Annotated in this window: 9 protein-coding genes; 4 read left to right on the top strand and 5 right to left on the bottom strand. The window is 72.8% G+C overall.

Annotated elements, in window-relative coordinates; genetic code table 11:
- Nucleotides 1-186: 186 nt before the first annotated feature.
- Nucleotides 187-1,278: a glycosyltransferase family 4 protein gene (locus tag ABYE80_RS10535; protein ID WP_372790232.1), complete on the bottom strand. Its 1,092-nt coding sequence runs from the start codon at nt 1,276-1,278 to the stop codon at nt 187-189.
- Between the two features lie 300 nt (nt 1,279-1,578).
- On the opposite strand from ABYE80_RS10535, the gene ABYE80_RS10530 reads away from it, so the two are divergent.
- From ABYE80_RS10530 to ABYE80_RS10520, 3 genes are read left to right on the top strand one after another with little or no spacing between them, the layout of a single operon-like run.
- Complete coding sequence (locus ABYE80_RS10530; RefSeq protein WP_372790231.1) at nt 1,579-3,144, top strand: P-loop NTPase; 1,566 nt, start codon at nt 1,579-1,581, stop codon at nt 3,142-3,144.
- A gap of 6 nt (nt 3,145-3,150) precedes the next feature.
- Nucleotides 3,151-4,269, top strand: a complete 1,119-nt coding sequence (locus ABYE80_RS10525) for a glycosyltransferase family 4 protein (protein WP_372790233.1) — start codon at nt 3,151-3,153, stop codon at nt 4,267-4,269.
- Entirely contained in the window at nt 4,266-5,792 is a 1,527-nt protein-coding gene (locus ABYE80_RS10520) for an O-antigen ligase family protein (protein ID WP_372790230.1), read from the top strand. Before ABYE80_RS10525 ends, ABYE80_RS10520 begins: the two co-directional genes overlap by 4 nt.
- 6 nt (nt 5,793-5,798) lie before the next feature.
- Here ABYE80_RS10520 and ABYE80_RS10515 read toward each other — a convergent pair whose 3' ends face one another.
- The 3 genes from ABYE80_RS10515 to ABYE80_RS10505 are packed head-to-tail and all read right to left on the bottom strand — an operon-like array spanning nt 5,799 to nt 9,395.
- A complete protein-coding gene (locus ABYE80_RS10515) occupies nt 5,799-7,163 on the bottom strand; it encodes an oligosaccharide flippase family protein (RefSeq protein ID WP_372790229.1) in 1,365 nt (454 codons plus the stop codon).
- Nucleotides 7,160-8,248, bottom strand: a complete 1,089-nt coding sequence (locus ABYE80_RS10510; RefSeq protein ID WP_372790228.1) for a hypothetical protein — start codon at nt 8,246-8,248, stop codon at nt 7,160-7,162. Before ABYE80_RS10510 ends, ABYE80_RS10515 begins: the two co-directional genes overlap by 4 nt.
- A complete protein-coding gene (locus ABYE80_RS10505) occupies nt 8,241-9,395 on the bottom strand; it encodes a glycosyltransferase family 4 protein (RefSeq protein WP_372790227.1) in 1,155 nt (384 codons plus the stop codon). Before ABYE80_RS10505 ends, ABYE80_RS10510 begins: the two co-directional genes overlap by 8 nt.
- Nucleotides 9,396-9,418: 23 nt before the next feature.
- Here ABYE80_RS10505 and ABYE80_RS10500 point away from each other — a divergent pair, with 23 nt between their 5' ends.
- Nucleotides 9,419-10,495, top strand: a complete 1,077-nt coding sequence (locus ABYE80_RS10500) for a glycosyltransferase (RefSeq protein WP_372790226.1) — start codon at nt 9,419-9,421, stop codon at nt 10,493-10,495.
- On the opposite strand, the gene ABYE80_RS10495 is transcribed toward ABYE80_RS10500, so the two are convergent.
- A partial coding sequence (locus tag ABYE80_RS10495) for a glycosyltransferase (RefSeq protein WP_372790225.1) occupies nt 10,496-11,036 on the bottom strand: 541 nt, incomplete at its 5' end.

The raw sequence follows: 11,036 nt of genomic DNA, 5'->3' as shown, positions 1-11,036 counted from the left end.
TCACCTCGATCCTGGCGCCGACTGCTGCTCAGGCGGCGACCAAGCTGGCTTCCGGTCAGCCCTGCACCACGAGCTCGCAGTGCGACAGCGGCCTGTGCAACGCCGGCACCTGCGCCTGAGCACCTCGGGTCGGGAGCCGAGGACCTTCTCCTCGCGGCCCCTCAGACGACAGCGCGGCGACGTCGTTCACCCGCGCCCGAGCTCACGACGAAGCACGTGGTCGACCTGTGCGGCCATGCGCGGCCACGTGAAGCGTGCGGCCCACTCCGGGCCGTGGGCGGCCATCGTGCGACGCTCGCGTGGGTCCGACAGCAGGCGGAGCAGCGCACCCGCCACGGCCTCGGGGCGCTCCGGGTCCACGAGCAGGCCGCTGCGGCCGTCGTCCACCGCGTCGAGCGCTCCCGCGACATTGCCCGCGACTACCGGGACCCCCGCCTCGGCTGCCTCGAGGTACACGATGCCGAAGCCCTCGCCGCCGGCGCCGCGCGGTGGGAGGCGGGACGGCATGACGAACACCCAGGCCCGGGAGAGCAGCTCGGCACGCTGCGCGTCGTCGACGTACCCCAGGAACCGCACCGAGTCGGACACGCCCAGGCTCGCGGCACGGGCTTCGAGCTCCCCACGGAGCGGGCCATCGCCGGCGATCACCCACTGCGCGTCCGGGAATCTCTCGAGGACAGCAGGTAGGGCTTGCAGGACCACGTCGTGACCCTTGTAGCGGTCGGCGAGCCGGGCGACCGTGAGGAGCGTCGGTCGCGATGCCGGCGCCGGCAGGACCGCGCGCTGGTCGAATCCCGGGAGGACGAGGTCGACCGGCCCGCGCGGATGGTGTTCGTGGATGAGGTCGGCCGTGTACCGACTGATCGCGATCATGGCCGACGAGCGGCGCGCGGCGAGCCTGGTCAGTGCCGGCCGGTGCGTCAGCTCATCGGCGTAGGCGTAGGTGACGATCGGTGTGTCCCGTCTCGCCGCGACCGCCAGCGCTCCGGGCGTCGTGTGCACGTGGCCGTTGAGCACGACGTCGGGCGCCCAGCGTCGGCCTGCGCGCGCGCCGAGCACGTTGAGCTCGGCGATGGATGACGGCCCGGCGACCCGACGCGTCCGCCACGACGGAACCGGGGACTCCGGACCGGCGGCCCGGCGCGCGACGACGCGGTGCTCCCATTCCGGCAGGTGCTGCAGCAGCCGTTCGAGCAGGAGTTGGATCCCCCCGACGGAGGGCGGGAAGTCGGGGGTGAGCGTGAGCAGCCGAGGGGAGCGTGGAGGTCGGAAGTGCATCGTGAGGGCGGGCGATCGCGAGCGCGCGTGGGTTCAGGCTTGCCGTTGCCCGGTCAGCGGGCGTACGGTGCACGGGTCGCGGTCAACGGACGTGGCGGTAGCGGGGGTGGGGGTGCGATCGACGCAGTATCTTTCAACCGCGAGTCGGACCTGCCGATACCAGGGCTTGCCTCGTCAAACGCTCGTGACGCGCCCTGCCCACGCCGAGTGCGATCGTCGACGACGACTTCTTGACGTTACCGCCGCTCCGCGAAGGGACCAGCACCGATGAACACCTCTGAAGGGTCCCGGACTCTTTCCTTGCTCGACTACGTCCGGCCGGTCCTGTCGCGGTGGTGGATCGTGGTCACGGTCGTCGCCGTCGTCACCGTGGGCACGTACGTCTACTACGACGGGCAGACACCGGTCTACAAGACGAGCACCAGGATCTTCACCAGCATCGACCCGTCGACCCTGCAGTCGACCAACGTGCCCCCGGGGCTGCTGACGCTCGACACGGCGAACGCCGCGGCGGTCCTGACGTCCCAGCGTTCGGCCCGCGCGATCGTTCCGAAGCTGTCGTACCGGACCACCGCGGGCGAGCTGAGCGCGAACCTCACGGCAACCGTCGAGGACAACAGCAGCTTCATCACGATCACGGCGACGCGTCCGAACGCCGCGCAGGCTGCCGAGCTCGCGAACGTCGTCGCGCAGCAGTTCATCGAGTCCAGGTCCGCGTCCGCGCAGCAGAAGCTCACCCGCTACCTCGAGCAGCTGCGCAGGCAGATCGAGGCACTGCCGGTCCGTGAGTCCAACGCGACCGAGCGGGCGAGCCTCGCCAGCGCGATCCGCGCCGCGAAGCTCCAGCTGGCGCTGCCGCTGACGAGCGTCGTCCAGGTCGACGCCGCACCGGTGCCGGGCGTGCCCCTGTCGCCGCGTCCCAAGCGCAACGCGGTCTTCGCGTTCGTCCTCGCGCTGCTCGTCGCCATCGCGCTCGCCTACGGCCTGGAGCGGTTCGATCGGCGGGTCAAGCGCGTGGAGGACGCCGAGGACGCCTACGGGCTGCCGCTGCTGGCGGTGCTTCCGCACGCCAAGGTCCCCGCCTGCTTCGGGGACGAGGGCGCCGTCGCGGTCGCGCCCGAGTTCGTCGAGGCCTTCCGGCAGATGCGGACGAACGTGCAGCTCGGCTCGCTGGAGCGTCCCGTCCGCCGCATCCTGGTCACCAGTGCCGTTCCGGGTGAGGGCAAGTCGCTGGTCGCGAGGAATCTCGCGGTCGCCTACCGCGAGTTCGGACGCAGCGTCATCGTCGTCGACGCCGACCTGCGCAAGCCCACGCAGGACAAGCTCTTCGGCGTCAGCAGCGACCTGGGCCTGAGCTCGATCCTGACCGGGGAGCGCCGCCTCAGCGAGGTGATGATCGACGTTCCCGTCGATACGAAGAGCATCGAGACGCTGGCGCAGATCGAAGCCGCGACGGCGGTCGCCGTGGGCGGCCGCGGCGCGATCACCGACGAGAACACCCGTGGCATCGGGCTCATCCTCGCCGGGGGCCGGACGGCCAACCCGCAGGCCGTGCTGGCGTCCGGGGCGATGGGCGCCCTGCTCGAGCAGCTCCAGGAGCAGGCCGACGTCCTGATCATCGACTCCCCTCCGGTGCTCGCGGTCAGCGATGCGCTGTCACTGGCCCGCGACGCTGACGCCGTGATCCTCGTGTCGCGGATCGGCCTCACGACGCGGGACGGAGGAGCGCGAGCGAAGGAGACGCTGAACCGTGTCCCCGACGTGCGTCTGGCCGGGATCGTGGTCAACGATCTCAGCACGCTCGGCTCGCGCTACGGCTACGACTACGGGTACGCCCACGGCCGGACGTACGGCGCTGCCGAGTGATGTCGTATCGCGAGTCGTGAGCTGCAGGTCCTGTTCGTCGCGCCCGTCGCGGTCGAGGGCGGGGTCGCCGAGGTGCTGAGCGGGCTCGTGCGCCACGCGGCCGTCGCGGGGTACCGGGCGCACGTGCTGTTCCTCAGGCCGGGGCCTGCCGCGCAGCGGCTCGAGTGGTGCGCCTCCGACGTCCGCGTGGTCGACGCGGGACGCATGCGCTCGCCCCGCGCGGTCGTGGGTGCGATCCGCGCGGTCGCGGACGTCCTGGACCAGACCCGGCCCGACGTCGTGGTCGGGATGGAGCCGAGTGCCCAGATCTACGTGGCGGCTCCGGCGCGGCGCCGTCGCATCCCGGTCGTGTGGCAGCAGCACGCCTGCGTCGACCCGCGTTCGGTCGTCGAGCGCGTGGCGCGCAGGCTGCCGGCGCAGGAGGTGATCGCCAACTCGTCGTTCGTCGCGGGCCCGTTGCGGTCCCGCGTCAACGCCACGGTCACGGTGGTCCACCCCGGCATCGACCGCGAGCGGTTCGCCACCGCCGACGGCGGACCGGTCCGCCGCGACCTCGGGCTGACGCCGGAGGCCCCGGTCGTGGGCATCGTCGCGCGACTGCAGCCGTGGAAGGGGCAGGACGTCTTTCTCCGCGCGGCCGCACGGATCGCCGCCCGACGGACCGATGCCCACTTCCTCGTGGTGGGCGGCGCGGAGATGGGATGGGAGCAGGGGGACTACCCCAGGGCCCTCCGAGACCTGGCCCAGGAACTCGGGATCGCCGACCGCGTCACGTTCACCGGGCAGGTCGACGACCCTGCACCGTGGACGGCAGCCTGCGACGTCGTCGTCAGCGCGTCGACGCAGGAGCCGTTCGGCATGGCGATCTGCGAGGCCCAGGCGGCCGGACGCGCCGTGGTGGCGGTCGCCGAGGGCGGACCGCTGGAGATCATCGAGGACGGCGTGTCCGGGCTCCTGCGGCCGCGTGACCCCATCGACTTGGCCGAGGCGGTGCTGACGCTCCTGGCCGACGGGGATCTCCGTCGGCGGGTCGAGAGCGGGGCGGCGGCGACGGCCCGCGACCGCCACGACGGCGCCCGGATGGCGCGCGAGCTGGGCCGGCGGTTGCGGGCGGTGGCTGCGTGAGCTTCGAGCGCCTCGCCGTCGCGCCGACGCACGCCCGGCGGGTCGCGCCCGGGCTGCCCGCGTTCACCCGGACCCACGCGGAGGTCGCGGCGACGCTGCTGACCGCGGCCGTGGTCCTCATGGGCGTTACGGTCGTGCCGGAGCGGCTGGGCATGAACCTCCTGTTCCCCACGCTGGGCGCGCTGGCGCTCGTCGTGGCGGTGGTGAACCCCCGTCTCGAGCTCTCGCTGCTCGCGATCGCGATCTACCTGACGTGCGTCGACGGCCCGCTGAAGCTGATGAGCGGCAACGACCGGGCGACGATCCTGCGCGACGTCCTGATCCTCGCGGTCGTCTTCGGCGTCGCGGTCCGCACCGTGGTCGAGGATCGCGCGCTGCCGAGGATCCCGTATCGCGGCGCGCTGCTCTGCCTGGTCCTGGCGGTGCTCGTCCAGGCCTTCAACCCGCGCACGCCAGGGATCGTCGGATTCGTCGCCGGGGCTCGCCAGCAGCTCGAGTTCGCTCCGCTGTTGCTGCTCGGCGTGATCGTCGCCGCACGACGCGACCTGCTCCCGGTCGTCGGGGCCGTGCTCCTCGCGGTCACGCTGCCGAACGTGGTCGCCGCCGTGATCCAGAGTGGGCTCACACCCGATCAGTTCGCGTCGTGGGGCTCGGGCTACGCGGACCGGGTCCTCGGTCAGGGTGGGTTCGCCAACGCGCCGCGGACCTTCTACGAGGGTGGTACGTCGGATCGGGTGCGCCCCTTCGGGCTCGGGTCCGATGCCGGAGCAGCGGGCATCCTCGGCTGGCTCAGCGTGCCGTTCGCGCTGGCGTTCCTGCTGGGGGCACGCGTCCGCTACCGCGTGTGGCTGGGCTTCGGCGGCTTCGCCCTGTGCGCGGTCGCCGTCCTGACCTCGCAGTCACGCGGCGTGTTCATCTGCGTCCTCGTCGCCCTGCTGGCGTTCTTCGCCATCCGCACGAGGTCCCGGAACGCCGCCTCGACGCTGGCGGCTCTCGGGGCGGCCGGTGTGCTGATCGCCCTCTTCCTGTCGGTCTTCGTCGCGACGGCGGACCCGGCGTCGCTGACGCGTCTGAAGACGGTGTCGCCGGGCCAGGCGGCGTCCACGATCGCTGAGCGCAGAGGTTCGCTGGCGTTGGTGCCGGACTACGTCGTGTCGTATCCACTCGGCGTGGGGCTCGGGCGCTCCGGGCCCGGTTCGGGTGCCGTGGGTGCGCCGAGCGGCCTGGACTCCGAGAACCAGTTCAACTTCCTGATCGGCGAGCTCGGCATCCTCGGGCTCGTGGCGTTCACGGTGCTCTGGCTCTGCGTGGTGCGGGATGCCGTCCGGTTGGCCCGACGGGAGGAGGACGAACGGCGACGCGCGTTGTGGAGCGCGGTGGCGGCCGCGCTGCTGGCGGCGACCGCCGTCTGGTTCCAGGCGACCCCGACGACCTCGACGCCGATCGCTCCGCTGTTCTGGTTGCTCGCGGGAGTGGTCGGTGCCGCGGCGATGGACCGGCGCGCCCGGTCGGTCCCCGGCTGAGCCTCGTCAGGCGTCAGGTCCGCCCGAGGTCCTCCGGGCTGCGAACCATCGGGACGTCCGCGCTCTCATCAGGTCGACCGCGCGTGCTCGGACCATCGAGAGGTCTTCCTTCCGTACGACGACCAGCTCCCTGACGGGCACTGCGATCTCGCGCGATGTCAGCAGGCAGAGCGCGGCGAAGGTGACGCTGTAGGCAGCCAGGCTGGTGAGGGCCGCGCCCTCCCCGCCGAGGACCGGCAGGAGGAGCAGCAGCATCGGGACGGTGATGATGAGCGCCAGGAAGTCCGCGGCGGACGCGAGCCCCGGACGACCGACCGTGCGCAGGCCGTACCCCAGCGAGGCGGTCCCGACCGTCGGGATCTGTGCGGCGAGGAGGATCAGCAGCATGGGCTCCGCTTCGGTGAACTCCGAGCCGAACAGCACGCGCAGCATCGGGTAGGAGGCGAGCGCGACGGCGGTGACGGCGACGGCGGCGGCGGCCAGTGACATGCGTGTCGCCCGACCGATCAGCGAGTGCTCGCCGACGGCTACCGCCGGCACCGTGACGCTGGCCAGGGGCGTGACGACGACCGTCGAGATCCCGGCGACGGTGACCGCCACCACGTAGAGGCCGAGCTCCCTCGGGCCGACGATGCCGAACATCAGGATCTGGTCGAGCCGGACGTTGGCGAGCGTCGCGATGAGGCCGGGGGTCGTCCTCGACGCGTAGCTGACGTAGGCGCGGGCCAGCAGCCTGTCGAAGTGCAGCCGACGCACCGGAGGGGGGCGCAGGCCGACGTAGGCGAGCCCGCCGGCGAAGGTGACGCCGATCGTCGCCAGCGCCGCGGTCCCGACCGTGAGCTCCCCGAGCGAGACCAGCGTGACGATGACGACCGCGTAGGCCCACGGCGGGATCGCGCTCGCCAGGGCGGCGCGGGTCCAGCGGCCCTGGCCGATGGCGATCCCGGTGACCACCGGGACGAGCAGCCCGAAGGGCAGCGCGATCAGACCGAGCTCGACGTAGCGTTCGACGTCCGCGTTCCCGTCGGCGATCACGGCCGCGAAGGGCCAGCAGGCGACGGCCAGCACGACAGCCGCCGCGAACATCACCGGTGCGACGGTCCCGATCGTCGTCGCGGTCGAGCGTCCCCGCGCGGTGTGCTGGCTCACGAACTCCGACGCGCTGAACTGGGCCACGAGGCCGATGAGCCCGAGCGGCGCCACGATCGCTGCGAGCGCGCCGCGGCCCTCGGGCGCGAGGGCACGCGCGATGATCGGACCGGTGAGCAGCCCCGCGGTGACCGCGAAGGCGCTCGCCGCGGCGACGAGGGCAGCGGCCCGCGTGAGCGAGGTCTGTCGCGGAGCGACGGTGCTCTGCTCGAGGTCGGTCACGGAGCGGGGGCAGCGCCTGTGTCGTGGAGCACCCGCGCGGCCAGGACGGGCCAGTCGTAGCGCGCGGCGTAGAGGCTGCGGCCCGCGCGTCCCTGCTCGTCACGCAACGACGCGTCGTTCGCGAGCGCCGCGGCGGTTCCCGGGATCCAGTCCCCTCCGCGTCCGGCGCCGGGCAGCCCCCGGACGAGCGCCTCGAGGTCCGGGTCGGTCGAAGGCCCGACGCTCCCGACGACCGCGACACCGTGTTGCAGGGCCGCCATCACCGTGCCGCGTCGCGTGCTGATCCCGTCGACGAACGGGCTGATGAGCATGTCCGCAGCGGCGAGGTGCGCCGCGAGCTCGTGCGCAGGGAGATGGCCGGGACAGCGCTCCCGGTCGTCCCCGGGCTCCAGGAGCCGCTGCCGGCCGGCCCCGAGCGACAGGACGAGCGTGTCGGGGCGGACCGACACCACCGCGTCGACGGCTCGCCTCGCGATCTCGTCGTCGTGGGAGGGATGGCCCGTGGAGAACGTCGCGACGATCAGCCGGTCCGTCGCATCCAGTGCTGCGCGCGCGGCGTCCCGCTGTGCCCGGCGGTCGGGGAGGTTGGATCCCACGGGCAGGAGCGCCGCGTCCTTCGCGCCGTGCGCCTCGAGGTACGGACGCCAGGCGTCGACGGAGACGTAAACCGCGTCGGCCAGCCTGAGCAGCGCTCGCAGCTGGGCCCGGTGGACCTGACGGAGCGCGGCCCAGCGCACACCGGGGTTCATCACGACCGTCTCGTGGCACATGACGACGAGGGTGAGCGACGGGTACCGCCGGCGGAGGCGCCGCATCGCGCGCACGAACCGCAGGGCGACGCCTGCGCGCCCGAACGAGAACGGGTTGTACTGCACCATCAGCACCGTGTCGGACGGCGCGACCGCATCGTCGATGCTCTGCGCGGTGCCGGCGGTCCCGCCGTGAAAGCTGGCGGTTTCGACGCGGGCGTCCGCGCCGAGCCCGGTGAGGGCGTGCGCGAGCGCGTGCGCGTACTGCTGGATCGCGTCGGTCGCGGCGCCGCTCTCGCCGCAGAGCAGCACGATGCTGGGCTGTCGCTCAGGCACGACGGCCCGCCGAGAGCAGGCGCGAGTAGCAGGTGAGCGTGCGCTCCGCCGCCGCCGACCAGCTGTACGCGGCCGCGGATGCGGTCGCTGCCGCACCCATGCGCGTGCGGAGGCTCTCGTCGCTGGTGATCCGCCGGATCGCCTGGCCGACGGCGGCCGGGGTCCGGTCGACGAGGTAGCCGCTGACGCCGTCGTCGACGAGGTCCTCGATGCCGTTGACCCTGGTCGCGATGATCGGCAGCCCCGCCGCGGCCGCCTCGAGCGCGACCAGCGGGAACGCCTCGTAGGCGGTCGGGAACACGAAGGCGTCCGCGGCGGCGAAGTGGTCGCGAGGCTCGGAGGTCGGCCCCAGGAACGCGACACGGTCCGCGATGCCCAGCTCACGGGCCCTCGTCCGGTGCGCCTGCGGCTCCCCCGGACCGACGACGGCGAAGCGAAGCCGCTCCGAGCCGGTGGCCTCGACGGCCTGCGCGAACCCCTCGAGCGCGATCCCCAGGCCCTTGCGATGCCAGTCCCCGCCGAGGAACAGGACGACGACGTCGTCCTCACGGAATCCGGCGCGGGCACGAACGGCGCCGCGAGCACCGTTCGTGGCGGTCCCGTCGTCGGAGTGGCCGTTCGGTATCACCGTGCACGGAATGGCGGGATAGAACCGCGCGAGCTCGCTGCGGATGCCCGACGACGCGGCAGCGAACTCGCGCACACGGCCCCGCCGGTAGGCGTGGCGCTCGGCGGCCAGCGCCAGGCGCATGTCGACCCGCCGGTTGATCGCGCGCAGGGGGCCGCCGTCGACCGCGAGGACGTCAGCTGGGAGCTCTTGGAAGGCGGCGTGACAGAACTGCACCGACACCAGGTCGGAGGACCGCGGGTGCAGCGCGCCCATGCTGTGCACCAGGTCGGCGTCGATGCCGCCGAGCAGCGCGCCGGCGCGTGCGTAGAAGGCGGAGAAGAACAGCGGCACCGGCGTCTGCGGCACACGAACCCGCGTCCACCGCACGAGCTCACGGAGCTCCGGCGCGAGGGTGGTCGCCACCACGTGGAACTCCACCTCGTCGTGGGTGTGCCGCACGAGTTCGGCGAGCGACCGCTCCATGCCGCCCCGGTCATGCACTCCATGGGCGACGAGCGCGACACGAGGCTTTGTCACGGGCGCAGAGTATCGTGGCGGCGATGGAGCGCATCGCCCGCACCGAGGTGCTCGTGATCGCGACTCAGGGCCCTGGCTCGGGGGACGAGCGGCGCATCGTGACCCTCCTCGGCGAGGGTGGCACCGAGGTCCACGGTTTCGATCGCGGACACAAGATCCGCTCGGGCCTCGCCTTGCTGCGGCGCCTCGTCGGGCCGGAGCGCCCGCGCATCGCCGTCATCGAGGGCACCGGCCTGGGGGCCGGCCTCCCGGCACTGCTCGCGCGCCTCGTGCGGCGCACGCCGTTCGTGATCTCGACGGGAGACGCCGTCGGCCCGTTCTTCGCGCTGCGCGGTCCCGTGAGCGGTCTCGTCGGAGCGGTCTACGAGCGCGCCCTGTACCGCGCGGCGGCGGGAGTCATCGGCTGGACTCCGTACCTCGCGGGCCGCGCGCTGACGCTCGGCGCGCGGCGAGCGATCACGGCCGAGAACTGGGCGGAAGGCAGCTTCGACGCCGACGCGCGCGAGCGTCTGCGGGGTGCGCATGGCATTCCGGAGCAGGCCGTGGTCTTCGGGATCGCGGGGTCGCTGACGTGGTCACGGCGACGTGGCTACTGCTACGGGCTGGAGCTCGTGCGGGCGGCTCGGTCGTGCTCCCGTCCTGACCTCCGCGTGCTGATCGTCGGCGACGGTGACGGGCGGGACCGCCTGGAGCGCGAGGCCGGGGGGGACCAGCGGGTGATCTTCACCGGGCGGGTGCCCTCCGCGGAGGTCCCCGGGCTGCTGAGCGCGATGGACGTCGTGAGTCTCCCGCAGTCCCGTGACGGGGTCGGGGCCTTCCGGTACACGATCAAGCTGAGCGAGTACCTGGCCTCCGGCGCACGGATCGTGACCGGCCGGCTGCCGTTCGCGTACGACCTCTCCGACGCCCCGATCACCAGGCTCGCCGGCGCGATGCCGTGGAACGACGCCTACGTCGCCGCGCTCGCGGACTTCATGGAGACCGCGCGGGCGGCGCCGGACCGCGCTCCCTGCGTCCTGCCCGCGTTCGACCGTGACCGGCAGCAGGTACGCGTACGAGCGTTCATCGACGACGTGCTCGAGGAGTTGCACTCCGACTGATCAACAGGCGCGAGCGAGCCGCGACAGCAGGAGCTCGCACGAACTGCGCCAGTTGAGTCGCGTGAGGTGATCGTCGCGCGCCGCGGTGGCGAGCGCGCGGTACCGGTCCTGGTCGTCCAGCAGCGCGCCGACCGCCGCGGCGTGCTCCTCTGGCGAGGCGTCTGCCGGCAGCAGCAACCCGGTCCGCCCGTCGAGCACCGCACTGGAGAGGCCACCCGCGTCGCAGGCGACGGTCGGGACGGCGTGGGCTGCCGCCTCCGCGACGACGATGTCGAACGCCTCGGCCCGCGACGGCAGCAGGAGCAGATGCGTGCGCTCGAGCAGCCGCCGTAGGGTGGCCTCACCCTCAGGTGACCGGCGCGGCAGGAACCCCACGTGCTCGACGAAGGGCGGCAAGGGTGTCCCGTGAGGAGGCGCCTGCCCGACCATCGTGAGGTGGACCTGCCGCCCTCTCTCGACCAGGGCCTGCGCGACCGCGATGGCGAAGTCCCCGCGCTTGCGCTGCCAGTCCGCGCCGATCCATGCGAGCCGGCAGACGTCT

The organism is Paraconexibacter sp., assembly GCF_041602235.1.
In the GTDB taxonomy this organism is placed as follows: Bacteria; Actinomycetota; Thermoleophilia; order Solirubrobacterales; family Solirubrobacteraceae; genus Paraconexibacter.
Note: the sequence above shows the minus strand (reverse complement) of the source record. Positions and strands in the feature narration are given on the sequence as shown.